The organism is Serratia sp. D1N4, from assembly GCF_054552755.1.
On sequence record NZ_CM137274.1, the window covers coordinates 2,534,038 to 2,558,376 of the forward strand.

21 protein-coding genes and 1 pseudogene are annotated in these 24,339 nt (G+C 47.8%); 15 read left to right on the top strand and 7 right to left on the bottom strand.

Annotated features, from left to right (window positions below; translation table 11 throughout):
• Positions 1-227 precede the first annotated feature (227 nt).
• Complete coding sequence (sohB, locus tag ACX1CU_RS11055) at positions 228-1,274, top strand: protease SohB (RefSeq protein WP_459402590.1); 1,047 nt, start codon at positions 228-230, stop codon at positions 1,272-1,274.
• 43 nt (positions 1,275-1,317) lie between these two features.
• Here the strand turns inward: sohB and ACX1CU_RS11060 are convergent, their stop codons facing one another.
• On the bottom strand, positions 1,318-1,575 hold the full coding sequence (locus ACX1CU_RS11060; RefSeq protein WP_459402591.1) for a YciN family protein: 258 nt from the start codon (positions 1,573-1,575) through the stop codon (positions 1,318-1,320).
• A 429-nt stretch (positions 1,576-2,004) separates the two neighbouring features.
• Between ACX1CU_RS11060 and topA the strand changes: the two genes are divergently transcribed.
• The 3 genes from topA to acnA all read left to right on the top strand — a co-directional run bounded on the left by topA (position 2,005) and on the right by acnA (position 9,207).
• Positions 2,005-4,602 carry a type I DNA topoisomerase gene (topA, locus tag ACX1CU_RS11065; protein WP_459402592.1) on the top strand — a complete coding sequence of 866 codons (2,598 nt, stop codon included), beginning with the start codon at positions 2,005-2,007 and terminating at the stop codon, positions 4,600-4,602.
• A 763-nt stretch (positions 4,603-5,365) separates the two neighbouring features.
• Positions 5,366-6,340, top strand: a complete 975-nt coding sequence (gene cysB, locus ACX1CU_RS11070; protein ID WP_459402593.1) for an HTH-type transcriptional regulator CysB — start codon at positions 5,366-5,368, stop codon at positions 6,338-6,340.
• 194 nt (positions 6,341-6,534) lie between these two features.
• Positions 6,535-9,207 (top strand): aconitate hydratase AcnA, encoded by a 2,673-nt coding sequence (gene acnA, locus ACX1CU_RS11075; RefSeq protein WP_459402594.1) that lies wholly within the window; start codon positions 6,535-6,537, stop codon positions 9,205-9,207.
• A gap of 53 nt (positions 9,208-9,260) precedes the next feature.
• Here acnA and ribA read toward each other — a convergent pair whose 3' ends face one another.
• Positions 9,261-9,851 (bottom strand): GTP cyclohydrolase II, encoded by a 591-nt coding sequence (ribA, locus tag ACX1CU_RS11080; protein ID WP_459402595.1) that lies wholly within the window; start codon positions 9,849-9,851, stop codon positions 9,261-9,263.
• 122 nt (positions 9,852-9,973) lie between these two features.
• Between ribA and ACX1CU_RS11085 the strand changes: the two genes are divergently transcribed.
• From ACX1CU_RS11085 to ACX1CU_RS11105, 5 genes and pseudogenes are all read left to right on the top strand, one after another.
• On the top strand, positions 9,974-10,432 hold the full coding sequence (locus ACX1CU_RS11085; RefSeq protein ID WP_459402596.1) for a hypothetical protein: 459 nt from the start codon (positions 9,974-9,976) through the stop codon (positions 10,430-10,432).
• Positions 10,433-10,509: 77 nt separating this feature from the next.
• Positions 10,510-10,878, top strand: a complete 369-nt coding sequence (locus ACX1CU_RS11090) for a hypothetical protein (RefSeq protein WP_459402597.1) — start codon at positions 10,510-10,512, stop codon at positions 10,876-10,878.
• Positions 10,879-11,587: 709 nt separating this feature from the next.
• Positions 11,588-13,756 (top strand): AAA family ATPase, encoded by a 2,169-nt coding sequence (locus ACX1CU_RS11095; protein WP_459402598.1) that lies wholly within the window; start codon positions 11,588-11,590, stop codon positions 13,754-13,756.
• A gap of 391 nt (positions 13,757-14,147) precedes the next feature.
• Positions 14,148-15,180: pseudogene (locus ACX1CU_RS11100) on the top strand (IS630 family transposase).
• A 475-nt stretch (positions 15,181-15,655) separates the two neighbouring features.
• Positions 15,656-16,000 (top strand): type II toxin-antitoxin system HicB family antitoxin, encoded by a 345-nt coding sequence (locus ACX1CU_RS11105; protein WP_459402599.1) that lies wholly within the window; start codon positions 15,656-15,658, stop codon positions 15,998-16,000.
• 771 nt (positions 16,001-16,771) lie between these two features.
• On the opposite strand, the gene ACX1CU_RS11110 is transcribed toward ACX1CU_RS11105, so the two are convergent.
• Both ACX1CU_RS11110 and ACX1CU_RS11115 read right to left on the bottom strand, forming a co-directional pair.
• Complete coding sequence (locus ACX1CU_RS11110; protein ID WP_459402600.1) at positions 16,772-17,008, bottom strand: hypothetical protein; 237 nt, start codon at positions 17,006-17,008, stop codon at positions 16,772-16,774.
• 631 nt (positions 17,009-17,639) lie between these two features.
• Positions 17,640-17,945, bottom strand: a complete 306-nt coding sequence (locus ACX1CU_RS11115) for a hypothetical protein (RefSeq protein WP_459402601.1) — start codon at positions 17,943-17,945, stop codon at positions 17,640-17,642.
• 641 nt (positions 17,946-18,586) lie between these two features.
• On the opposite strand from ACX1CU_RS11115, the gene ACX1CU_RS11120 reads away from it, so the two are divergent.
• The 4 genes from ACX1CU_RS11120 (at position 18,587) to lapB (ending at position 21,812) form a co-directional block, all read left to right on the top strand.
• On the top strand, positions 18,587-19,114 hold the full coding sequence (locus ACX1CU_RS11120; RefSeq protein ID WP_459402602.1) for a hypothetical protein: 528 nt from the start codon (positions 18,587-18,589) through the stop codon (positions 19,112-19,114).
• 201 nt (positions 19,115-19,315) lie between these two features.
• Positions 19,316-20,080, top strand: a complete 765-nt coding sequence (gene pgpB, locus ACX1CU_RS11125; RefSeq protein ID WP_459402603.1) for a phosphatidylglycerophosphatase B — start codon at positions 19,316-19,318, stop codon at positions 20,078-20,080.
• Between the two features lie 247 nt (positions 20,081-20,327).
• The gene (locus tag ACX1CU_RS11130; protein ID WP_459402604.1) at positions 20,328-20,633 is read left to right on the top strand and encodes a LapA family protein; all 306 of its coding nucleotides are present in this window, start codon (positions 20,328-20,330) and stop codon (positions 20,631-20,633) included.
• Between the two features lie 6 nt (positions 20,634-20,639).
• Positions 20,640-21,812 carry a lipopolysaccharide assembly protein LapB gene (lapB, locus tag ACX1CU_RS11135; protein WP_459402605.1) on the top strand — a complete coding sequence of 391 codons (1,173 nt, stop codon included), beginning with the start codon at positions 20,640-20,642 and terminating at the stop codon, positions 21,810-21,812.
• Positions 21,813-21,853: 41 nt separating this feature from the next.
• Here the strand turns inward: lapB and ACX1CU_RS11140 are convergent, their stop codons facing one another.
• Entirely contained in the window at positions 21,854-22,144 is a 291-nt protein-coding gene (locus tag ACX1CU_RS11140; protein ID WP_459402606.1) for an Arc family DNA-binding protein, read from the bottom strand.
• Between the two features lie 155 nt (positions 22,145-22,299).
• On the bottom strand, positions 22,300-22,560 hold the full coding sequence (bhsA, locus tag ACX1CU_RS11145) for a multiple stress resistance protein BhsA (protein WP_459402607.1): 261 nt from the start codon (positions 22,558-22,560) through the stop codon (positions 22,300-22,302).
• Positions 22,561-22,891: 331 nt separating this feature from the next.
• Here bhsA and pyrF point away from each other — a divergent pair, with 331 nt between their 5' ends.
• Both pyrF and yciH read left to right on the top strand, forming a co-directional pair.
• Positions 22,892-23,620, top strand: a complete 729-nt coding sequence (gene pyrF, locus ACX1CU_RS11150; protein ID WP_459402608.1) for an orotidine-5'-phosphate decarboxylase — start codon at positions 22,892-22,894, stop codon at positions 23,618-23,620.
• Between the two features lie 10 nt (positions 23,621-23,630).
• The gene (gene yciH / locus ACX1CU_RS11155; protein ID WP_459402609.1) at positions 23,631-23,957 is read left to right on the top strand and encodes a stress response translation initiation inhibitor YciH; all 327 of its coding nucleotides are present in this window, start codon (positions 23,631-23,633) and stop codon (positions 23,955-23,957) included.
• Between the two features lie 96 nt (positions 23,958-24,053).
• Here the strand turns inward: yciH and osmB are convergent, their stop codons facing one another.
• The gene (gene osmB / locus ACX1CU_RS11160; RefSeq protein WP_459402610.1) at positions 24,054-24,269 is read right to left on the bottom strand and encodes an osmotically-inducible lipoprotein OsmB; all 216 of its coding nucleotides are present in this window, start codon (positions 24,267-24,269) and stop codon (positions 24,054-24,056) included.
• Positions 24,270-24,339: the final 70 nt, after the last annotated feature.

Genomic DNA, 24,339 nt, shown 5'->3' on the forward strand with positions numbered 1-24,339 from the left:
CAGTTTGATGAATAATGCGTGTTATATGCCTGAAATGGATCGCATTTTCAATGATTAGCCCGCAGAATCGGCATTCTTTTGTAACAAAAGAGGCTTGCCTGTCTCTATGAAAAAACCATAGTGAAGGTGCAAGCACAAGGAATTTTCATTTGGCCGCGACAGCCGTAGCAGCAATTGGTTAAAATGAACCAAGTCATACTAACAAACTGTAAATAAAGGCGGAATCTGTGGAGTTTATATCTATTTACGGCCTTTTTCTGGCCAAAGTTGCCACGGTGGTGATTGCCATTGCTGCGCTGGCATTGTTGGCGGTGAGTTTAGGGCATCGCAAAAGTCAGCAGAAAGGGGAGTTACAGCTTACCGATCTGGGTGAACAGTATCGTGAAATGCAGCGTGAAATGCGCTTGGCCCGTATGGGGGCTGCGGAACAAAAAGCCTGGAGCAAGCAGTTCAAGAAACAAATCAAGGCTGATGAAAAACTGAAAAAGAGCCGAGCCAAATCCGGCGCGGTAGAAGCCAGCAAACCTTGCCTGTATGTGCTCGATTTTAAAGGCAGCATGGATGCTCATGAAGTCACTTCTCTGCGTGAAGAGATTTCTGCCGTGCTGGCCGTAGCAACGGCTCAGGATGAAGTACTGCTGCGGTTGGAAAGCCCTGGCGGCGTGGTGCACGGCTATGGCCTGGCGGCTTCGCAGTTGGAGCGTTTGCGCAAAGGTGGTATCCGCCTGACGGTCGCGGTGGATAAAGTCGCCGCCAGCGGGGGCTATATGATGGCCTGCGTGGCCGATCGCATTGTTGCGGCCCCTTTTGCCATTATCGGTTCGATCGGCGTTGTGGCCCAGATCCCCAACTTCCATCGCTTGTTACAGAAAAATGAGATCGATGTTGAGCTGCATACCGCCGGGCAATTTAAACGTACTTTGACGCTGTTTGGTGAGAATACCGAGCAAGGTCGTGAAAAATTCCGTGAAGAGCTGAATGAAACCCATGAACTGTTTAAACAGTTTGTCCATCAGCAACGCCCTTCATTGGATATCGACAGCGTGGCAACCGGTGAACACTGGTTTGGTACCCAGTCGAAAGACAAAGGGCTGATTGACGCGGTGGGGACCAGCGATGATCTGCTGATTGCCGAGATGGAAAATCATGAGGTGATCGGTGTGCGTTATACCCGCCGTAAACGTCTGCTCGATCGCTTTACCGGCAGCGCGGCAGAAAGTGTCGATCGCCTGCTGCTGCGTTGGTGGCAGCGCGGTGAAAAACCGTTACTCTGAATATCGGTAGAGTTAACGTCACGGGGGCTTTGGCCCCCGTTTTTTATGCCTGACCGACCAGATGATATTTCTCGGAAAGCACGTGGGCTAAATGTTTAAACATATTAAATACCGCGGTGGTTTTTGCGGTGGGTAAGCCGTCTGAGTCTAAAAAGAATTCACCACGGAAAACCAGAACGTTACTTTTTTGTTCAACGTCGGTGGCTACCATTCCGTGCAGATAATCTTCGTGTTGGCGGATGATGTTATTGGCTTCTGCCAACAGGGCTTCCCGTTCAATAGGCTGAGTTGTCGCTCGCATTTATTACACTCCAAACAAAAATTCTGCCGGTATTCTAACGCCGGTTCGCGTTTATCCGCAAACCGACTAAGGTTTAATTGCCGTCTGGATGGAGCCAGTGGCAGGTGGTCATTGGCGAAATATCGCTTTCCGTGCTAATTAAGTTGCGTGCCGCTTTTTATCAGGTAGAGTGTGGGATTTTGTAGCTTCTGGTGGAAGGATTTGTTTACGCTTTGCGGGGGCCACGTGTGGCCTAGCTTCTGGGCGCGGGTGTAAAACAGACAAAATTGGCAACTTGCTTGCGGTCAAGTTAAGCAATCGTGCAACCATTAGAAAAAACAGGTTGACCTCTTGCCAAAGTGCCGCAATATAAAAAAGAGATACGAATTGCCGCGGTACGGCGAGATAAATGGCTTCTTTTTAGAAGAATAAAATTAGGTAAAGGTAAATATGGGCAAAGCTCTCGTAATAGTTGAGTCCCCGGCAAAAGCCAAAACTATTAATAAATATTTAGGAAGTGATTACGTGGTGAAGTCCAGCGTCGGTCACATCCGTGATTTGCCGACCAGTGGATCAGCCAGTAAAAAGAGCGCTGAATCAACCGAAGACAAAGCCAAAAAGAAAGTTAAGAAAGATGAGAAGACGGCGCTGGTCAATCGTATGGGCGTCGATCCTTATCATGGCTGGAAGGCGCATTACGAAATTCTGCCGGGTAAAGAAAAAGTTGTCGCCGAGTTAAAATCGTTAGCAGAAAATGCCGACCATATTTATCTCGCAACCGACCTTGACCGCGAAGGGGAAGCCATTGCCTGGCACCTGCGGGAAGTGATCGGTGGGGACGACAAACGCTTTAGCCGCGTGGTGTTTAACGAAATCACCAAAAACGCTATCCAACAGGCCTTCAAGGCCCCAGGTGAACTGAATATTGACCGTGTTAACGCACAGCAGGCGCGTCGCTTTATGGACCGCGTGGTGGGTTACATGGTATCGCCATTGCTGTGGAAAAAAATCGCACGTGGGTTGTCGGCAGGGCGTGTGCAATCGGTGGCGGTGCGTCTGGTGGTGGAGCGCGAGCGCGACATCAAGGCGTTCGTGCCGGAAGAATACTGGGAATTGCATGCCGATCTGCTGGCGAAGAATAATGTTGCACTGCAGATGGAAGTGACCCATGCCCACGATAAACCGTTCAAACCGGTTAACCGTGAGCAAACCCATGCGGCGCTTAAGCTGCTGGAAAAAGCCCGCTACCAGGTGCAGGATCGTGAAGACAAACCGACCAGCAGCAAGCCGGGCGCACCCTTCATTACCTCCACGCTGCAACAGGCTGCCAGCACCCGCCTGAGCTTTGGCGTGAAGAAAACCATGATGATGGCGCAACGTCTGTATGAAGCGGGTCACATTACCTACATGCGTACCGACTCCACCAACCTGAGCCAGGATGCGCTCAGCATGGTGCGTGGTTATATCGGCGACAATTTCGGTGATAAATATTTGCCGCCGGCCGCTAACCAGTACAGCAGCAAAGAAAACTCGCAGGAAGCGCACGAAGCGATTCGTCCTTCTGATGTCAGCGTGCTGGCTGAACAGCTAAAAGATATGGAAGCGGATGCGCAGAAACTGTATCAACTGATCTGGCGCCAGTTTGTCGCCTGCCAGATGACGCCAGCGCAGTACGACTCTACTACCTTGACGGTGAAAGCCGGTGACTTCCAACTGCGCGCCAAGGGCCGTACGCTGCGTTTTGATGGCTGGACCAAAGTCATGCCAGCGCTGCGCAAAGGCGATGAAGATCGTACCTTGCCGTTTGTTGAAGTTGGCACTGATTTGGATCTGCAAAAACTGATCCCAAGCCAGCACTTTACCAAGCCACCTGCGCGTTACAGCGAAGCGTCGTTGGTCAAAGAACTGGAAAAACGCGGCATTGGTCGCCCTTCAACCTATGCGTCGATCATCTCAACCATTCAGGATCGTGGCTATGTGCGGGTTGAAAGCCGCCGTTTCTACGCAGAAAAAATGGGTGAAATCGTCACCGATCGCCTGGAAGAAAACTTCCGCGAACTGATGAACTATGACTTCACCGCGCGCATGGAGAGCGGTCTGGATCAGGTTGCCAACAACCAGGCTGAATGGAAAGCGGTGCTTGATGAGTTCTTCGCTGAATTCAGCGAGCAACTGGAAACGGCGGAAAAAGATCCGGAAGAGGGCGGTATGCGCCCGAACCAGATGGTGATGACCAGCATTGATTGCCCGACCTGTGGCCGCAAGATGGGCATCCGCACCGCCAGCACCGGCGTATTCCTCGGTTGTTCCGGCTATGCGTTAACGCCGAAAGAGCGTTGCAAAACCACCATCAACCTGGTGCCGGAAGCAGAAGTGCTGAACATCCTCGAAGGGGATGATGCGGAAACCAACGCCCTGCGTGCCCGTAGCCGCTGCCAGAAATGCGGCACCGCGATGGACAGCTATCTGATCGATAACCAGCGTAAGCTGCATGTCTGCGGTAATAACCCAGCCTGTGACGGTTATGAGATCGAAGAAGGCGAGTTCCGCCTGAAAGGCTACGATGGCCCGATCGTTGAGTGCGAGAAATGTGGTTCTGAAATGCACCTGAAAATGGGGCGTTTCGGTAAGTACATGGGCTGCACCAACGACACCTGTAAGAACACCCGTAAAATCCTGCGTAATGGTGATGTCGCACCACCTAAGGAAGATCCGGTTCCGCTGCCAGAGTTGCCGTGTGAGAAATCAGACGCCTACTTTGTACTGCGTGACGGTGCAGCGGGCGTGTTCCTGGCGGCCAATACTTTCCCGAAATCGCGCGAAACCCGTGCGCCACTGGTGGAAGAGCTGCAACGCTTCAAGGATCGTTTGCCGGAAAAACTGCGCTATCTGGCTGATGCGCCGGTCGCTGATGCCGAAGGTAACAAAGCCATGGTGCGTTTTAGCCGTAAAACCAAGCAGCAATATGTCTCTTCAGAGAAAGAGGGTAAAGCCACGGGCTGGACCGCTTTCTATGTGGATGGCAAATGGGTTGAAGGTAAGAAGTAAACCGGCCATTTTGGCAAAATCAGAAACCAGCCCAATGTGGCTGGTTTTTTTTGTATGCAGAAAACCCCCAGCTAGGCTGGGGGTTCAGTAAAGCTTTCAGCTTTGAGTCGGATCTTTTAATGGCCCAGTAATCCTTGTGGCCAGGCGGCAACAAAGCGTCCCCGGAAATAGACAAGCACCTGATAGGGGGAGCGGATACCCGATGGATGACAAAAATGCCAACACCTTGCTCAACGTCTTGGGGGGATAAGGACAAAGGTAACGGTAATATGCGCTAATGAAGATATGTGTATGGAACGATGTGAGGGAGAATAGTGCCACCTTTACATTGATGCAGCCCGTTTACGGGCAGTAAGTAACAGAAGTTATGCAAATGTGAGGTAGTAATGCGCCTGTTAGGGCGCGGCAGGTAAGAGAGCCTTATAGGCGCATATGAAAAACCTCCGGCTATGCCGGAGGATATTTATTGGCTTAAGAATCTAGCAGGCCGGTTTTTTGCTACTTTTGCACATCTTGAAGAGCAGGTACTCATGCGAAATAATCGTTATTTCACAGCGGCCTGGATCTATACTTGATGCAGCAACATGATATAGTAGTTATATAAAATTTTTTCTTATGACCAAAGCTTATCAATAACGGCGTTTTCTTCAGCATCTGGGCGAAATCACTGTGTTTAGGGCTTGTGACTATTCAGCATATTGGATCGATACCGAGATACCTGGCTGCGGCAAGCCGCAGTGTTTAACCTAGGATGGTATAAGATATGAAATTGCAGCAACTGCGTTACATCGTAGAAGTGGTGAATCATAACCTGAACGTCTCTTCTACGGCAGAAGGCCTTTATACCTCTCAACCGGGTATCAGTAAGCAGGTGAGAATGCTGGAAGATGAGCTCGGCATCCAGATTTTTGCCCGTAGCGGTAAGCACCTTACTCAGGTGACGCCCGCTGGCTTGGAAATCATTCGTATTGCTCGCGAAGTATTGTCCAAAGTTGATGCGATTAAAGCCGTTGCTGGCGAGCATACCTATCCTGATAAAGGTTCGCTATACGTTGCCACCACGCACACTCAAGCACGCTATGCGCTACCTAACGTGATTAAAGGCTTTATCGAGCGTTATCCGCGCGTGTCGTTGCACATGCATCAGGGTTCACCAACGCAGATCGCCGAAGCGGTGTCTAAAGGTTCCGCCGACTTTGCCATCGCCACCGAAGCATTGCACCTGTACGACGACTTAATCATGCTGCCGTGCTACCACTGGAACCGCGCGGTAGTTGTGAAGCCCGATCATCCTTTAGCTGGAAAGAGTCACATCACCATTGAAGAGTTAGCGGCTTACCCGATCGTTACCTATACCTTTGGTTTTACCGGCCGTTCTGAGCTGGATACCGCTTTTAACCGTGCCGGGCTGACGCCGCGCATCGTGTTTACCGCTACCGACGCTGATGTGATAAAAACCTACGTGCGTTTGGGGTTAGGCGTTGGGGTGATTGCCAGCATGGCGGTGGACCCGGTACAGGATCCCGATCTGGTCACCCTGAATGCCAGCGATATCTTTACCTACAGCACGACCAAGATCGGTTTCCGCCGCAGTACTTTCCTGCGCAGTTATATGTATGATTTTATTCTGCGTTTTGCACCGCACCTGACCCGTGACGTGGTGGATACTGCCGTGGCGCTGCGTTCGAATGAAGACATCGAAGCTATGTTCCAGGACATCAAGCTGCCAGTGAAATAATCTCTCCTGTGGGCCGGTATCTTACCGGCCCGTTTTTCACCCATCCCCGTTTCCTTTTGCCCCGTAATACCCGCGCGTTTGCCTATCACTCGATTCAATTCTGTTGTTATGAAAATGTTAAAACCCAGTCTGTGTTATCTTTAAACCAGACCTCAGTAATTACCCTGTTTTGACATAATAAAAATGGAGGAGCTATGTCACCCAATCTTCGTGAGACAAGTATGGATAAGCTGGTGGTGCTGAATAGTGAGTATCACTACTACAGCCTGCCACTGGCGGCCAGACAGTTAGGGGATATTGACCGGCTGCCGAAATCAATGAAGGTGCTGTTGGAAAACCTGCTGCGCCATGTGGATGGCGACACGGTGCAGGAGGGCGATTTGCAGGCGATCGTGGGTTGGCTGCAAACCGGCCATGCCGATCGTGAAATTGCCTACCGCCCGGCGCGCGTGCTGATGCAGGATTTTACCGGCGTACCGGCGGTGGTGGATCTGGCAGCGATGCGCGAGGCGGTGCTGCGCCTGGGGGGTAACGTCGATCAGGTAAACCCGCTATCACCGGTGGATCTGGTGATCGATCACTCGGTTACCGTCGATGAGTTTGGCGATGACGGTGCCTTTACCGAGAACGTGCGCATTGAAATGGAGCGCAACCACGAACGTTACACTTTCTTACGCTGGGGGCAGAAAGCCTTCAACCGCTTTCGCGTAGTGCCGCCGGGCACCGGCATTTGTCACCAGGTTAACCTGGAGTATCTGGGGCAAACGGTCTGGCATACCGAAGAGAATGGCCAGCGCATTGCATACCCGGATACCTTAGTTGGCACCGATTCTCACACTACCATGATTAACGGCCTGGGCATTCTTGGCTGGGGCGTGGGGGGGATCGAAGCGGAAGCTGCGATGCTGGGCCAGCCGGTGTCGATGCTGATCCCCGACGTCGTCGGTTTTAAACTGACCGGCAAATTGAGCGAAGGGATCACTGCTACCGATCTGGTGTTGACCGTCACCCAAATGCTGCGTAAGCACGGGGTGGTGGGCAAGTTTGTTGAGTTTTACGGTGACGGGTTGGCAGATTTACCGCTGGCGGATCGTGCCACTATCGCCAATATGTCACCGGAATTCGGTGCGACCTGTGGTTTCTTCCCTGTGGACGACGTCACCCTGGGTTATTTGAAGTTAAGTGGCCGCAGCGCCGAGCAAATCGCTCTGGTAGAAGCCTATGCCAAAGCGCAAGGGATGTGGCGTAATCCTGGCGACGAACCGGTCTTCACCAGCACTCTGGCCTTGGATATGTCGACGGTCGAAGCCAGCCTGGCAGGGCCTAAGCGCCCGCAGGATCGCGTTGCCTTGCCTCGGGTGCCACAAGCGTTTAATGCGGCCACTGAACTGGAGTTAGGCAGCCAGAAAGATAAGCTGCAAACCAAGAGCTTCGCGCTGAACGGCCAGCAGCACGAGCTGCATACCGGTGCGGTGGTGATTGCGGCAATCACTTCCTGTACCAACACCTCCAACCCAAGCGTGATGATGGCCGCTGGTTTACTGGCGAAAAAAGCGGTAGAGAAGGGCTTAAAAACCAAGCCTTGGGTGAAAACCTCGCTGGCTCCTGGTTCCAAGGTAGTGACCGAATATTTCAACAGCGCCAATCTGACGCCTTATCTGGAGGCATTGGGTTTTAATCTGGTGGGCTACGGTTGCACTACCTGTATTGGCAACTCCGGGCCGTTGCCTGAGCCGATTGAACAGGCGATCAAAGCGGGTGATCTTACCGTTGGTGCCGTGCTGTCCGGCAACCGCAACTTCGAAGGGCGAATCCATCCGCTGGTGAAAACCAACTGGCTGGCCTCACCGCCGCTGGTGGTGGCTTATGCGCTGGCGGGTAACATGAAGATGGATCTGACCAAAGAGCCGCTGGGGGAAGGGCATGACGGCAAACCGGTCTATCTGAAGGATATCTGGCCAACCGGTAAAGAAATTGCTCAGGCGGTGGAAGAGGTCCGCACTGAGATGTTCCACAAGGAATATAGCGAAGTGTTTAATGGTGATGCGAGCTGGCAGTCGATCCAGGTTACCGGTTCGGCGACCTATCAGTGGCAAGCGGATTCTACCTATATTCGCCACCCGCCATTTTTCAGCACCATGAAAGCGCAACCGGACCCGGTGCAGGACATCAAAAACGCCCGTATTCTGGCGATCCTGGCAGATTCAGTCACCACTGACCATATCTCGCCTGCGGGTAACATCAAGCGCGACAGCCCGGCAGGGCGTTACCTGAGCGAGCGCGGCGTTGAGGTGAATGACTTCAACTCTTACGGTTCACGCCGTGGCAACCACGAAGTGATGATGCGCGGGACTTTCGCCAATATTCGTATCCGCAACGAAATGGTGCCAGGCGTAGAAGGGGGCTATACCCGCCATCTTCCGTCGCAAAATCAGATGTCGATCTATGATGCCGCCATGCAGTATCAGCAAGAGCAGGTGCCGCTGGCGGTGATTGCCGGTAAAGAATACGGCTCCGGCTCCAGCCGCGACTGGGCGGCCAAAGGCCCGCGTTTGCTGGGCGTGCGCGTGGTGATCGCTGAATCCTTCGAGCGCATTCACCGTTCTAACCTGATTGGTATGGGCATTCTGCCGCTGGAGTTCCCGCAGGGGATGACGCGTAAAATGCTGGGGTTGACGGGAGAAGAGCAGATCAGCATCAGTGGTTTGCAGGCCCTGACGCCGGGCCAGACGGTGCCGGTGCATATCACCTATGCCGATGGTCGGCATGAGGTGGTAAATACCCGCTGCCGTATTGATACGGGTAATGAGTTAACCTACTACCAAAACGATGGCATTCTGCACTATGTGATCCGCAAGATGCTGTAGAAACATTCAGGGCGCCGCGATGGCGCCCTGAATGAATGTTTCATCACCAGCAATTACTTATCCAGCAAATGGCCCATTTTAGCGGCCTTGGTGGACAGGTAGCGTTCATTTTTCGGGTTACGGCCAACGATCAACGGCACGCGTTCGGTGATGTTAATACCCGCTTCGGTCAGGATCTCAACCTTTTTCGGATTGTTGGTCAGCAGGCGCACGGCATTCACACCCAACAGTTTGAACATGTCGGAACACAGGGTGAAGTCACGCTCATCCGCAGCGAAACCGAGCTGATGGTTGGCTTCTACCGTATCCGCCCCTTTATCTTGGAGGGCATAGGCACGGATCTTATTTAGCAGACCGATGTTACGGCCTTCCTGGCGGTGATAGAGCAGAATGCCACGCCCTTCTTCCGCGATGCGCTCCAGCGCCGCTTCCAGTTGAAAACCACAGTCACAGCGCAGGCTGAACAACGCGTCGCCGGTTAAACACTCGGAATGGACGCGTGAGAGTACCGGTATTTCGCCGGAAATATCACCGAACACCAGCGCCAGATGATCTTGCCCGGTTGCCAGTTCTTCGAATCCCACCATCAGGAAATCACCCCATGGCGTTGGCAGTTTGGCTTCTGCCACTCGTTTAAGCTGCATGTTACTCTCCACTGACTTTGCACCCCCGTCAATGCGGGGGATTTTTTATTTAAAACTTGCATGACCCAGGCTTGGCTGTAGGGCAATGATATTACCCTCATTCTGCATAAAATGCGTTGCGAATGTGTGCTGGCGCACATTCGCAACTTGTCTGGCAGGATATGGGTAAGCCGCTGCGGGATATGGCCGCCGCTGTCACTTCCTGGGCGTCTACGTGGCGTATTCCGCAGTTTAAATCTCTCGGTGTGCCAACCATGGGCGCTTACCGCGAGTGCCATGCTGATTGCTTACGCCGGATTAGCTTGGCCAAAACTTTTGACGAGCGAGTCGAAGCGGTTCGCGCGGCAGCTTCTGCCGGTGACTTTGCGGCGTACATTGCCGGGCAGGGTGGTGCAAACGTCCCGCGTGACGTTCAGACGGTACGTGTTGCGCGTAAGGTGGCCGATGAGCCGAACGCCTATGACGAAGAGGTGTTGAAGGTGGTCGGTCTCTTCGCGCCGCATCTTGGTTCCGGTCACATATTTGAAACCCGTAAAAAGAATGGCACATTATCCGTAAGGCCGTTGACGTTGAGCCTTTGACGTTAAAAAGCGCCTCTGGCGCGCCTCGGAGTCCTGTCAATAACTGTGGGGAGGTTGAGCAAGAATCGGAGCAAGTATTGACTGTTACGCCGCCTGAGTACGTCACGGCGGTGATGAGGTTGATTGAGAGTGGGAAAGTTAGCTGGGATGATCCAGACGTCGCCAAGACGCTGAGAGAGGTGATAAGGGGGCAGTCGTCGAAGGGTAATAACCAGGAACGCCCTAAAAACCACAATAAATCGCGAAATGATGCGCCATCAGCGCGCTTGATACCGGCGGAACGTGATCGCATTCCTAAAATCCGGCTTGAACTGGCGCAGGAGGGGATCACTGCCGAGCGTTGGGCACTCAAGGCTCTGGCACGCGGGGCTACGGTCAGTTTCAATGGTAAACAGTTTTCTTACCCACCACTTGATGAGTGGCGGGGATTTAGTTGCAAAGTGTAAAGGGGTAAGTTATGCATAAATTACACTATTCGGTTCGGCAAAATTGTTGAGCTAAATAGGTGCGTGGAATAATGCTACACTTTTTGCCAACCCTTGCGGGACAGTGGATTAGGGCTGTTCTCCCCGCTAAGTGGCACCACGTTGGGCTTGCTATCTGTTGCTCTTGCATAACTGCTACATGTCAATAAATGGCAAGTGTAGCGGTATTAGACGCAGCTATTTAGTCGAGGATTAAGTTAAAACATCCATACGTTGAAAGGCTCTCATTAATCTGAATATAGGGAAGCAAAACCAGTTAATCTTTACCGAATCAGCAGTGGTACGGTTTTTCTCTATTCTGGAAGCGATATTAAGCCTGGTAAGTGTGATTAAATTGCTAGCAAGAATGATAGCGTGGTTTTTTTCTATTATAGCTGTCAGTATGTTTTATCTGTAACATATCAACATTATCACATCTATAAACCAATTTGTAATAATTTGAAATATAAGGATTTTTAGATGAAAGCTGTTGATTAAAACAGTATTGCATACCTGTTTTTTTTACCATGTTGCCAATATGTTTATTTGCTTGGAATTTAAGTGGTTTAAAATGTTTGCAATGTAATTTCTTACATTTATAGAATCAGCGCTTACTCACATTTCTAACCCTTTGTTTATGGTACAAAAAATAGGATGTATTGTTTTTGTGCAATTTAAAAAGGAGAGGCTTGTGATTACTGAAATTGTTTTAGATGATGTGGCAAGTTATAAAACGAAGGTTGGCTTGAAAACAGATAAAAAGGTTAACATTATTTATGGTCTTAATGGTTCAGGTAAAAGTACCTTTTCTAATTATTTATATAAATTAAAAGATGATGATAAACAGTACAGTAAGTGCTCTTGCAGTTATTCTAATGAAAATATACTTGTATATAATCAGCAGTTTATTAGAGATAACTTTTATGAGGTGGGGAATCTGAAGGGTATATTTAGTCTATCTAAAGAAAATAAAGAGGCTAAAGAAAAAACAGAGTTGGCCACAGAAGAGCTTGAAGTCATAAAAGTTGATAAACAAAAACTTGAAGGGATTATAAAACAGGAGGAGGAGAAAATCTCTGGCGCTAGGAGAGTTGCGCAAGACTCCACGTGGAAAATAAAACAAGACTATTCAGGTGGTGATAGGGTATTGGAGTTTTGCTTAAAACGTTTAATGGGTAGCTCTTCTTCTCTTTATAACCATATTAGCGATATTCCATTACCAGTAAATAAGCCAAGTAAAACAATAGCTGAACTCAGAGATGAGGCTAGTGCTATTAGTGGTTCGACAGCTCTTAAACAGACATTATGTAGCCAAATCAGTTTGAGTGAGTTATCAGTAGATAGTAAAGAGCTCTTAAATACAGTCATTGTTGGTAATGAGGATAGTCCTGTAGCAGGACTAATAGATAAATTAAGAAACTCTGATTGGGTTAATGATGGCCTGAAATACATAGAATTAATTGATGATAATAGATGTCCGTTTTGTCAGTCAAACACAATTACGGCCGTTTTGGTTGGAGAAATTAGAAGTTACTTTGATGAAACGTATCAGCGTAGCGTTGAACAGTTAAAGGCAATACAAGCCACCTACATTGAAATAATTGAAAGTTTCCCATCCCTTGAAGGTTATAATAAATCTACTTATGCAAAAAACTATCTTGCTGAGTTAACCCGTAGTCATGCGGAAATAGAAAGATTAATTTCACTAAATGTTAACTTAATCAAAGATAAAATAAACACTCCCAGCCTGAAAGTGGAGTTAAATGATTTATCAAAATCGATAAATGAATTTAATTTTATAGTGTGCTCAATAAATAAACTGATAGCGGAGCATAATGCTAGAATTGACAACTCAGATAAAGAGCTTGAAAGAATCAAAGTTGAGTTTTGGGATGTTCTAAGATATGAATATGATCAGACCATTTCTGCTTTTGATTTGCAAAATAAATCCTCACAAAAAATCATTGAGTTAAATATGGCCCTGGTGAAAGAAAAAGCCGAAGAGGAAATAAGAAAGCAAACGGAGGTGATAGAATATCAAAAATCAACAGTAAATATTAAAGAGGCAATATTACACATTAATCAAGGTCTTTCTGATTTGGGTATTACTGATTTTTATATTGAAAGTCATGAAAATGAATTATATAAAATAATACGAAGCGGAGCTACATCTGATGTTTTTTCATCATTAAGTGAGGGTGAGAAAATGATTATCAGCTTCCTGTATTTTAGAGAGCTTTTTAGAGGAAAGCAGAGTGCTGGTGAAATGAATAATAAAAAGATCGCTATTATCGATGATCCGGTTTCAAGTTTGTCTCATATTTTTGTTTACAATATAGGGCAATTGTTAAAAAGTGATTTTTTCAATTCAGATAATGTTGAGCAAGTCTTTGTTCTTACCCATAGCCTTTATTTCTTCTACGAGTTGACAGATTCCAATCATAATAGGAGGAAGGATAATCAGAATTTATTTCGCATATCAAAGAACTCAGGCGGTACTTTAATAGAAAAAATGAAGTATGAGGAAATACAAAATGATTATCAATCTTATTGGTCTGTTATTAATGATGACAAGCAGCCGCCTGCGTTAATTGCAAACTGCATGAGAAATATAGTTGAATACTTTTTCAATTTCGTGCAAAAAGCAGATCTAAGTAATGTTATGCAAAAACCAGAGTTGCAAGATGAGAAGTTTCAGGCATTTATAAGGTATATCAATAGAGAGTCTCACTCTCTAGGGCAAAATATATTCGATTTTAAAGAGTTCGATTACGACAATTTTAAAACTGGATTGAAGTTGGTGTTTGAACATACAGGCTATGCTGAACACTATCAAAAGATGTCGACGATAGGTGCATAGAGCTTTGACACTGAAAAGTTGATGTTCTGGAGGAATTATGTAGAATCAGGCCAGAGAGTGACTTGACTTTCAGGTTATATAATCAATAAAAAGCCATTTTTAGTGGCTTTTTATTCATCTTGATGGAGGCCTTATTTCTTTGAATTATAAAGTATGCATAAACTGTCGTTTTAAAGTATTTGCAATATGATTGCTTGATAAGGCTCTGTGATGAATATCTATACCCTTGCTGCATGATTCTGCATGATCTATAAAATAATAAATTCCCTCTATGATGCTAGCGCGGCACTAAATAGCTGTTCCAAATAGTAGATCACCAAGAGGGAACTCAGTCCGATTTAAGCGATCTGATCAATCGCTGAATATCCCAAACCACCAACCGGACTGAGTTATGCCGATCATAGCACCAATATCCGATGCCGAAAGGTCTCTGATGCAAAAAACCATCCATAAAACAGACGATAAGAACCATGCTCGAAGACTCACGGCTATGCTGATGCTTCACCGTGGCGACACGCTCAGTGATGTTGCCAAAACGCTTTGCTGCGCGCGCTCATCGTTGGGACGCTGGGTTAATTGGTTCACGCTTTACGGTCTGGAAGGGTTGCAATCCTTATCTCCAGGGCGTGGACGACGCTGGCCATTTGAGCATATCTGTGCGCTGTTACGTCAACTGATTAAGCATTCACCAAGCGATTTTCGGTTATCAGCGTTCTCGCTGGAGCACAGAGCTGTTAACAATAAAAATCAATGAGATAACAGGCTGCAGCTTGCATGCTTCGACGGTTCGTCGCTGGCTTCCCTCTGCTGGATTGGTCTGGCGAAGAGCGGCACCAACACTGCGTATTCGCGATCCACATAAAGAAGAAAAAATGGCCGTTATCGCCGAGGCTCTTGCCCAGTGTAGCGCTGAACATCCCGTATTTTACGAGGATGAAGTGGATATCCACCTCAACCCCAAAATAGGTGCTGACTGGCAACTTCGTGGTCAACAAAAACGCGTTGTTACGCCGGGGCAAAACGAAAAATATTATCTGGCCGGTGCATTACACAGCAACACGGGAAAAGTCAGTTACGTCGGTGGCAGCAGCAAAAACTCGGGGTTATTTATCGACTTGTTGAAACGCCTCAAGGGGACGTATCGGCGGGCAAAAAGCATCACCCTGATCGTTGATAACTACGTTATCCATAAAAGTCGAGAAACGCTTCAGTGGCTGAAGAAGAACCCTAAATTTACTGTTATTTATCAACCCGTCTACTCGCCATGGGTGAACCACGTAGAACGGTTATGGCAGGCATTACATGACACGGTAACCCGGAATCATAGCTGCCGTTCGATGTGGCAATTACTGAAAAAGGTACGCCACTTTATGAAAACGGTAAGCCCATTCCCTGGTAGGAAGCACGGTCAGGCAAAAGTGTAGCGGTATTAGGATCAGCTATTTAGGCTGTGTCCCTTAACCTCCCTACACGCCAGAATGTGCTTTAGGAATCATTTCAAAAATGTGATTAGTGGTTGATTATTGAGCGTTTTCAGGACGTCTTTTATCGCTTAAGAGTGTTTTTTGCACAGTTATAACAATGCTAATTTGTACAAAAAACAGTTACGGGATATACCCATAGTTTATGTTGGTTCTTGCAACTGCATTAAAACCGACCCATGAAGCGGGCAGGCGTGGCGGGGATAGCATTGCGCGCAGGCGGTGTTTTACGTCATTTAAAAATCGCCGTCAGGGGCTCGTAACGGTAATTTATCATCGAATCTAGATCATTACGTGACCTCAGTGATGTGACGCGATAGAGACGCTCTCAGAGCCTGGCAGAGTGATCGGCTTATGTTGCCCCTCATCATCCTGGTAACGCCATCAGGATCTGGTTGGACAGTTTAGGAATTAAACCATGATGAATAACACACTGAAAATCGACGACCATATTGCCGTGATCAGCTTTGACCCGGAGATCGAAATGTTTCGGGGTGAGTTTATTGGGCTGAATGGTGGGGCAGACTTTTACGCCTACAGCGTGGAAGATCTCAAAAAAGAAGGGGCCACCTCACTGGCGATCTTCCTGGATGAGTGCCGGAAAGACGGTATTGCGCCGTATAAAACCTACAGCGGCAAAGTGACCACCCGCCTCTCGCCAGAACGCCATCAGGCGTTAGCAGTAGCGGCACAGGCGACCGGGAAATCCATCAATGAATTGCTTAATGAAGGCGTTGATCTGGTTATCGAAAAGCACTCTTAATCCCGCGCAAATAAATATGGTCAATGCGTGGACGCGCTGAGAAATAAATACTTTTATTTCATATTGATAAAGTGTGATTTATGTCACTCCCCGCTGATTTTGCCCCCCGTCAATGCGGGATTTCTTATTAAAACTTGCATGCCGGCAATACGGGAACTGCAGCGATAACATACTCATCCAGTCGTATTGGTAGAGTTCAACAACGGAGCTGGAATCAAAACAGTAGGCAGACAGGGCTATAGCCCGCCTGCACTGCCGAGGTGGGAATGTTCAACTTATTGAATTTATAAAAAATTACACTTACTTCCCTGCTGTAAACCAAGTTGAACATGCCACTACCACAAAGCAGACCAGAACAAGCAAAACTACTTTCGAAATCTTTTTCATAGGAATCTCCTTTCAATCAACAATATTGACCACTGTAGTAACGACATTAGCATAAGAGGTAAAATTGTAATGCGGAGAGCGTAGTGTTTATGCCCTTCTTGATCAAGCGGAGGTTACGCTGCCTGAGCACATCAAAAGGGGGATAAAGTTAATCGAGGAAAATTAGCTGAAATGAGCCAAACGTCGCCAAGACAAGATGCTGAGAAACTCGATAAAAGGCTATCACTTAAAAAGGGCATGAGTTTAAAGTATCCATACCCTGAAAATTAAAAATCGGCTCTGAAAAAGTAAGTTAATGGTTATTTAATATCAGAGTTATTCGATAGTTAATGTTAACGGGTGGGAACCACCCGTTATGTGCTTATTCCTGACGAGACTCTACCATCAGTATTTTGGCAGTGGGCATTGGAAGTATCCAACAGTATGGGCAAACTGATAAACAAACGCGTAATTAATATAGTTTAGCCTTACCCAAGCGCAGGTGACAACTAGCCCGCTAACAGAGCTTGCGTTTTGGACCCACTGCCCATAAACGTCGTTAGGAGCTGCTTTAACCGGAGCAGACAGTAATACCGACAACCCTAATGCTGTACCCAGAGATAATGATAATAATTTTTTCATAACAATTCCTTTTTTAAATTCTCATGATGGAGTTTTCATGAGTGCTACTTAGTGTAGCCATCTCAATTGGGTTCGTTGGAATACATTTTCGGATAATGCCACAGCCATCACAAATACCCCTGTATATGGTAAATAGATATAAAAAAACCTATTTATGTATAGGTTTTTTCTTATTTTAATCAATGATTAATCCTGTCAAATGAGCGATTATGATAATGTAATTGTTTTCTCCGTCATAGTGACTTTGCGATTTTTTTGATAAAAAATAAATAATTACGATGGTTTTATAAGACGGTTTCATAAAGTGATACTGTAAATGTCATAAACAAAAGGCATCCAAAAAAATGCTGACAGGCGTGTTCTTCAGGCCTGGCAACTGTTCTACAAAGTGGTCTGATTTAGCGCATTGGGGGGATTTACGGAAGAGAGTGCTTCAAACTGCATCGACATGGCTATTAACCTGCCACAGTTCATTACTGACAATACACAACGCGGTATTGGTGTGCTGACTGGAGCTTTAAAGGCGTAATGGCGATGTATTGCTTGAGAAAGCGCCCTGAAATAAATGAAATTTCAGGGCGCTTTGATTCAAAACATTTAATTCCCTGGCGTTGTATCAGAAAATTTCAAACTATAAATAGGTGACATTCATAATTCCAAGGGTGTGTTTCTCATTGAGCCACTTGATGCTCGACACTTTCCCTGAAGGGAATTTGATATTCGATGAATTGATTGATGCTGTTGTATGCATCATTTTCCCATTATTGTAACACCCTATATCAACAATGCGTTGCGAGTTGTTAATGGTGCAACCGCCTTCGACAATCGCTCCTCTGAAATTGATGACCCCACCTGTGGCGCTATTGGCGAGTGGGATGCTGGTGAGTAAGAGAAGGCTGATTGAGGCTGAAATGCAAGCAAACTTTTTAGCGTTCATGTGACACCTCTATAAGTAGAGAAGACACATCCATGTAACAAAATTGCGGGTACTCATTAACAAATCTAGTTGGCCTTTTTTATAATGGCAATAGACGGCGATAAAAATTTAAAGCAAGCGGGGGAAGATGAGAATTGATAGCGTACATGCCGGATTGATACCTCATTAATAGTAACGTCAGTTATTATAAGCTTGGGTAGGTAGTTGGTTTAACTCACTACGAGCACTTTGAATTAATGGTTATAGGTAATTTACCCGTGATAGTACAGGATAACGTTTCATAACTCTTCTTAGGTGTCTTATGTCAATAATGTAAAAAATAGATAAGTAAAATTTCAATATTATCTAATGGATTAATTCATCCACCTTTATTTTTGCATATTTCAATGATAATTAAATGTAAAAAAACTGATAAATCCATATTGTCTGGGTTAACATTTTTATGTAACTTTCCTATTTTATCGGCTTTCCTTTATTAATTAATTTAACTGGTAAAGATATAGTTTTCATTTTAAAATTATTTCTCTCTTCGTTGAGAGTAGTAAGACATCAATCCAAATGGCTATAAATCAACGCATGGATAACTCATTTGGACTGGATGCCGTTATGTTACAACACATAGGGTTAAGGGATTAAAAACAATGAGAAATGTTAAAAGTATTATATTAAGTGTTTTTGTTTTGATTTTTACCGCCTCTGCCATGGCCGAAGCCGTAAAAGTGGAAAGAATAGATGTATTAGAAAAGCGAGTTTCACTGAATATGCCAACAACCTTCAGTGAGATGAGCAAAGATGTGATGAAAGTTAAGTATCCCGCCAATAACCGGCCAACGCAGGTTTATACTAACCCTGAAACCACCGTTAATTTTGCGTTTAACTATACGGTCAATAAAATCGCGGATAATCAGCTTGATGCTTTTTCTCAACAAATGAAAAGCATGCTGGCGAACTTCTCACCAAAGATAAGCAAGGTGGATGTTAATGGCCAAAAAGCGGTGCTGTTTGACTTTGTCACTCCTGCGGCAGACACCGAAATCCACAATCTGATGTTGGCAATGTCTGTTAACGGCCGCTTGCTGTTAACCACATTTAATACCACTAAAGAACAAGCTCCGCAGTGGTTAGAAGTTGGGCGCGAGTCACTGCTTTCCGTTAAAGTAAATAAATAATATCTTCAACACGGTACTGAGTGATTGTTATCTTAGTACCGTATCTTTCCCCCTTTCAAACGTATCTCCCCTAATTTTCCAAGAAAACCTGTTACACCCAATCTCTATTGCGACAGATTTGCTATCTGTTTAATTCTGCGTGTTTTGTTGGGATTACAAGATTGTTACACTACTCGACTGTAGCCAGTTGAGGGCAATCGAATGTTAGAAATAGCAAAACGAACGGCAAGTGGGGCATTGGTACTTTTACTCATGCCGTTGGTAATCTGGTTTTCTGGCTGGCAATGGCAGCCAGGTGGTAATAATGGCCTGTTAAAGGGATTGTTCTGGGTAACGGAAACGGTCACAGCGCCCTGGGGCGTTCTCACCAGCCTGATTTTTTCCAGTTGGTTCTTGTGGTGCCTGCGTTTTCGCCTGAAACCGGCAATCGGCGTGTTTATGCTGTTATTAGCCTCAATTGCCATTGGGCAAGGTGTTAAGTCGGTGATCAAAGATCGGGTACAGGAACCGCGGCCGTTTGTGGTGTGGTTGGAGTCTGCTCATCAGGTTGATGAAAAGTACTTTTATTCACTGAACAGGAAAGAGCGCCGGGCGCTGGTGAAAGAGCAATTGCAGGATCAGACACTGGTGCCGAAATGGTTAAGCAAACACTGGCAGTTTGAAACCGGGTTTGCTTTCCCTTCTGGGCATACGGTATTTGCCGCCACCTGGGCGCTGTTGGGCGTAGGATTATTGTGGCCACGCCGTCATTATAAAACCGTAGCGGTGCTGATGGTGTGGGCGATGGGCGTGATGGCGAGCCGGCTGATGCTGGGTATGCACTGGCCTCGGGATCTCGCCATGGCGGTTGTTATCGGTTGGCTGTTGGTGACTATCGCGTGCTGGTTGGCTCAGCGCTGGTTTGGCCCACTGACGATCCCGTTGCAGGAACAGCAGGAGATCGCCGATCGCGAGCAGTCAAAATAACCCGCCGAGCCTGTTGGGCGGTTTTCTTATTAATTCGCGCAGGTGCTCCATTTCCTGCTGAATATGCCAGCAGATAGGTGCTTTTATCATGTTGTAGGGTTTCCCTGTCACGGTGGGAAATGCTAACTTAGAGGCCAGGGACGCCACTTAATGGCATATACTTTCCATCTTTCAAGTTTCCGTTTGGCGCAACTTGAAATCTATGGGGTAGTGTTCATCCGATTCACTCGGCATTGCGGGAAAGAATGTGAAATATTTGCTAATTTTTTTGTTAGTTCTGGTGATATTCGTGACTTCAGTCACGTTGGGCGCACATAACGATCAGGTAGTGACTTTTAACTATCTGCTTGCTCAAGGCGAATATCGCGTTTCGACCTTGTTGGCCACCTTGTTCGGCGCGGGTTTTGTGCTCGGCTGGATCATCTGCGGATTATTCTACCTGCGTGCGCGCATCGCGCTAGGCCGTGCTGAACGTAAAGTCAAAAGGCTGGAGTTGGAGCTGGCAACGCCTGCCGAGCCGACGTCTCAGTCTGTTGTCGTCAGCAAGGAATAATCCTTTATGTTAGAGCTGCTGTTTCTGTTGCTGCCTGTAGCTGCCGCGTACGGTTGGTATATGGGCCGCAGAAGTGCTCAGCAGGATAAACAGCAGGATGCTAATCGCCTGTCGCGGGAATACGTGGCCGGGGTTAACTTCCTGCTTTCCAACCAGCAGGATAAAGCGGTCGATCTGTTCCTGGATATGCTGAAAGAGGACAGTAACACCGTTGAGGCCCACCTGACGCTGGGTAATCTGTTTCGTTCACGTGGTGAAGTCGATCGCGCTATCCGCATCCATCAGGCGCTGATGGAAAGCGCCTCTCTAACCTTCGAACAACGTCTTCTGGCGGTACAACAACTGGGGCGAGACTATATGGCTGCCGGGTTGTATGACCGTGCCGAGGACATGTTCAACCAGTTAGTTAACGAAGAGGACTTCCGTGTTTTCGCACTGCAACAATTGCTGGTGATCCACCAGGCAACCAGCGACTGGCAGAAAGCCATCGACGTGGCGGAAAAGCTGGTCAAGCTGGGTAAAGAGGCGCAGCGTATTGAGATCGCTCATTTCTATTGCGAATTGGCATTGCAGGCGATGGGCAGTGACGATCTGGACAAAGCGATGAGCCTGTTGAAACGCGCGGCGGCGGCCGATAAGCAGTGTGCGCGAGTGTCGATCATGGTGGGGCGCATCTTTATGGCGCAAGAGGATTACTCCAAAGCGGTGGAGGTGCTGAAACGCGTGCTGGATCAGGACAAAGAACTGATCAGCGAAGCACTGCCCATGCTGCATGAGTGTTACCCGCATTTACCGCAACAACAGAATGACTGGGCCGACTTTCTTAAGCGCTGCGTAGAAGAAAATACCGGCGCGACGGCAGAGCTGATGCTGGCCGAGGTGATTGAACAGCAGGAAGGGCGTGACGTTGTTCAGGTGTATATCAATCGCCAGTTGCAACGCCATCCCACCATGCGCGTGTTTTATCGCCTGATGGATTACCACCTGGCGGATGCGGAAGATGGGCGGGCCAAAGAGAGTTTGCTGCTGTTGCGCGATATGGTGGGCGAGCAGATCCGTACCAAGCCTCGTTACCGCTGCCATAAGTGTGGTTTTACCGCACACTCACTGTATTGGCACTGCCCTTCGTGCCGCACCTGGGCTTCGGTAAAACCGATCCGCGGGTTGGATGGGCAATAAAAAACGGGACGATATTATCATCCCGTTCTCTCTTCGATTAATCACTTCTTCTTGTTGCTGCTTTTCACTCCGCCCTTCAAGAGTTGGCGTAGTTTCTTCAGTTCTTTCTGGCTGAGAGGCTGCTCACTTTCTTCTTCAGTACCTTGATTATCAACCTCATCCTGATGCAATGCGGCCTGTTTTTTGCTGGATTTAACCGGTAGCTGGAAGCTGTTTTCCAGCCGCTTGCAAACCTCGGCACTTAGGGAAAGTTCGTTCTCCAGGGCGATAGCTTTGATCTTCTCTTTAAGTTCAAGAGGGATTTTTATCGTCAGTGTTGATATCTCGCTCATTTCGCTGCCTTTTATGCGGGAAGATGCTTTCAAACTAAGTCAGCGACGCAGGTCTGTCCAGTCTGTAATGAAAATTTAATGTATTTGTAACATCGAGGAGCTAGCAGAGGGGGGGAAACAATAAGGGCCCGAAGATTCGAACCCTTAATTAATGCTTACTTGTAGATAACCGCAGTGCCGTGCAGCAGATTATTACCCGTGGTGGCAATGATGCGGTAACCGCTAGCACCTTGAGCTTCTGCTTGGGCGGCCAGTTTGGCTTCCAGGCTGCTCAGCGTGCTGGCATGGCTGGCAGAAATCACACCGATTTCAGTTAGGCTCTGAGCCTGTTGCTGGTTGAGCGACTCAGCGGCGAATGAGGTAAAAGAGGTCAGTGCGATGGCGGCTGAAATTGCAAAGTATTTGATGGTTTTCATAGGTGACTCCAGTTTATTTTATTAGACTTGAAAGCGTGTTTGCTTTCGATGTATTGAATGATATACCCATTGGCAGGCTTTAAAATCTGATAATGCTGAGGGAGTTAATCAAAATTTTTGATTAACAATTTACGCATCTTTACGACGCTTTACTTAAGCTACGCTAAGGAAAGAAACGTTGATTGACGTTGCATGACCAACCCGGGGTGAACCTTACTTAAGGGTAAACGGCGTTGCGGCTGGGATTTCAAATGTCTGGCATGTAGAATGCGGCGGTCAGTTTTGGCCGGTTGGTTAACAATTCATGTCCACTTTACAGAAGGTAGAAGAAATGAAGTCTGAAAATAACATTAATAACAATGACTTAAAATCATCTCCAATCATCGTTGCGCTGGATTATGCCGACAGAAATGCCGCACTGGCGTTTGCCGATCGTATTGATCCGCAAGATTGCCGGTTAAAAGTGGGCAAAGAAATGTTCACCCTGTTCGGGCCAGAGATTGTGCGCGATCTGCACCAGCGTGGGTTTGATGTTTTCCTTGATCTGAAATTCCACGATATTCCCAACACCACGGCGCATGCGGTGGCTGCCGCAGCGGAATTGGGCGTGTGGATGGTCAATGTGCATGCCAGCGGCGGTGCGCGCATGATGATGGCGGCCAAAGAGGCGTTACAGCCTTATGGAGCGGATGCGCCACTGCTGATTGCGGTCACCGTGCTGACCAGCATGGAAGCGGGCGATCTACAGGCCATCGGTATTGATATCAGCCCAGCGGAGCAGGCGGAGCGCCTGGCGCGCCTGACCCGTGACTGTGGTCTGGATGGCGTAGTCTGTTCCGCGCAGGAAGCACAGCGCCTGAAGGCCGCCTGTGGCAGCCAGTTCCAACTGGTGACGCCGGGTATTCGCCCAGAAGGCAGTGCCGCAGGCGATCAGCGGCGCGTAATGACACCACAGCAGGCGCAGGCGGTTGGGGTGGATTATATGGTGATCGGCCGCCCGATTACGCAATCGGCCGATCCAGCCGCCACACTCAGCGCTATTCGTGCGTCACTGGCTTAAGGGGGAGTATATGAATGATGATAACAGCCGCTTGGTATATTCCACCGACAGCGGGCGCATCAAACAGGAAGAAGCTAAACCACAGCGTGCCAAAGGGGATGGAATTGTCCGTATCCAACGCCAGACCAGCGGGCGTAAAGGTAAAGGCGTCTGCCTGATTAGCGGTATCGATCAGGATGATGCTGCGCTGGAAAAACTGGCCGCAGAGCTTAAGAAGAAATGCGGCTGTGGCGGCGCGGTTAAAGACGGCGTGATTGAGATCCAGGGGGATAAACGCGATCTGCTGAAACAACTGCTGGAAGCCAAAGGTATGAAGGTGAAACTGGCCGGGGGTTAAGTGGATGACCATGCCGCAGCATAGCGGCTGCGGCATGGTGAGAATGGGTGCTGCCAGAGCGATTGCTCAAGCAGTAACTGGATGAAAAACCTTAAATTACTTGCCCACCTGGCGGCCAATCAACCCCCCTACAGCGGCCCCACCGACGGTACCTACCGCACTGCCATTTGTCAGCACGGCTCCACCTACGGCACCGGCCCCGGCACCGATCGCCGTATTACGGTCGCGTTTGGACATATCTGCGCAGGAACTCAGGGAAATCGCCAGGGTAATTGCCAGAGCGGCAGTGGCAAAACGTTTATCAATGTTCATAGTAACTTCTCCTTAGCATGGCTACTCCCAAACAACTTACCGTAGCTAACCATTCAGCAGCGGCAAGATC

Excerpts from the sequence above, each read along its gene's own strand:
- osmB (WP_459402610.1), bottom strand. The coding sequence starts at position 24,269 with ATGAACATTGATAAACGTTTTGCCACTGCCGCTCTGGCAATTACCCTG.
- ACX1CU_RS11105 (WP_459402599.1), top strand. The coding sequence starts at position 15,656 with ATGATGAATAACACACTGAAAATCGACGACCATATTGCCGTGATCAGC.
- yciH (WP_459402609.1), top strand. The coding sequence starts at position 23,631 with ATGAATGATGATAACAGCCGCTTGGTATATTCCACCGACAGCGGGCGC.
- ribA (WP_459402595.1), bottom strand. The coding sequence starts at position 9,851 with ATGCAGCTTAAACGAGTGGCAGAAGCCAAACTGCCAACGCCATGGGGT.
- bhsA (WP_459402607.1), bottom strand. The coding sequence starts at position 22,560 with ATGAAAACCATCAAATACTTTGCAATTTCAGCCGCCATCGCACTGACC.
- pyrF (WP_459402608.1), top strand. The coding sequence starts at position 22,892 with ATGAAGTCTGAAAATAACATTAATAACAATGACTTAAAATCATCTCCA.
- ACX1CU_RS11060 (WP_459402591.1), bottom strand. The coding sequence starts at position 1,575 with ATGCGAGCGACAACTCAGCCTATTGAACGGGAAGCCCTGTTGGCAGAA.
- ACX1CU_RS11085 (WP_459402596.1), top strand. The coding sequence starts at position 9,974 with ATGTGTGCTGGCGCACATTCGCAACTTGTCTGGCAGGATATGGGTAAG.
- acnA (WP_459402594.1), top strand. The coding sequence starts at position 6,535 with ATGTCACCCAATCTTCGTGAGACAAGTATGGATAAGCTGGTGGTGCTG.
- ACX1CU_RS11140 (WP_459402606.1), bottom strand. The coding sequence starts at position 22,144 with ATGAGCGAGATATCAACACTGACGATAAAAATCCCTCTTGAACTTAAA.
- ACX1CU_RS11120 (WP_459402602.1), top strand. The coding sequence starts at position 18,587 with ATGAGAAATGTTAAAAGTATTATATTAAGTGTTTTTGTTTTGATTTTT.
- pgpB (WP_459402603.1), top strand. The coding sequence starts at position 19,316 with ATGTTAGAAATAGCAAAACGAACGGCAAGTGGGGCATTGGTACTTTTA.
- topA (WP_459402592.1), top strand. The coding sequence starts at position 2,005 with ATGGGCAAAGCTCTCGTAATAGTTGAGTCCCCGGCAAAAGCCAAAACT.
- ACX1CU_RS11115 (WP_459402601.1), bottom strand. The coding sequence starts at position 17,945 with ATGAACGCTAAAAAGTTTGCTTGCATTTCAGCCTCAATCAGCCTTCTC.
- cysB (WP_459402593.1), top strand. The coding sequence starts at position 5,366 with ATGAAATTGCAGCAACTGCGTTACATCGTAGAAGTGGTGAATCATAAC.
- ACX1CU_RS11110 (WP_459402600.1), bottom strand. The coding sequence starts at position 17,008 with ATGAAAAAATTATTATCATTATCTCTGGGTACAGCATTAGGGTTGTCG.
- lapB (WP_459402605.1), top strand. The coding sequence starts at position 20,640 with ATGTTAGAGCTGCTGTTTCTGTTGCTGCCTGTAGCTGCCGCGTACGGT.